We start from the raw sequence: 262 nt of genomic DNA, 5'->3' as shown, positions 1-262 counted from the left end.
GGTGAGCGCCTTGACGATCTCCACGCGCTGCTGGATGCCGACCGGCAGGTCCTCGATCACCGCGTCGGGGTCGACCTGCAGGTTGTAGCGCTCGGACACCTCGGTGACCTCGCGCCGGGCACGACGGCGGTCCAGGAAGCCGGCGATGCCGCCCTTGACCTGCTCGGCGCCGAGCATGATGTTCTCGGCGACGGTGAAGACCGGCACCAGCATGAAGTGCTGGTGCACCATGCCGATCCCGGCCCCGATCGCGTCGGACGGG

General features: G+C 69.5%; 1 pseudogene. It reads right to left on the bottom strand.

Annotation, left to right across the window (positions count from 1 at the left end):
• Nucleotides 1-262, bottom strand: a pseudogene (locus C7C45_RS33435) (ATP-binding cassette domain-containing protein); the annotation flags it as partial.

This window comes from Micromonospora arborensis, from assembly GCF_003205615.1.
Lineage (GTDB): Bacteria > Actinomycetota > Actinomycetes > Mycobacteriales > Micromonosporaceae > Micromonospora > Micromonospora arborensis.
Note: the sequence above shows the minus strand (reverse complement) of the source record. Positions and strands in the feature narration are given on the sequence as shown.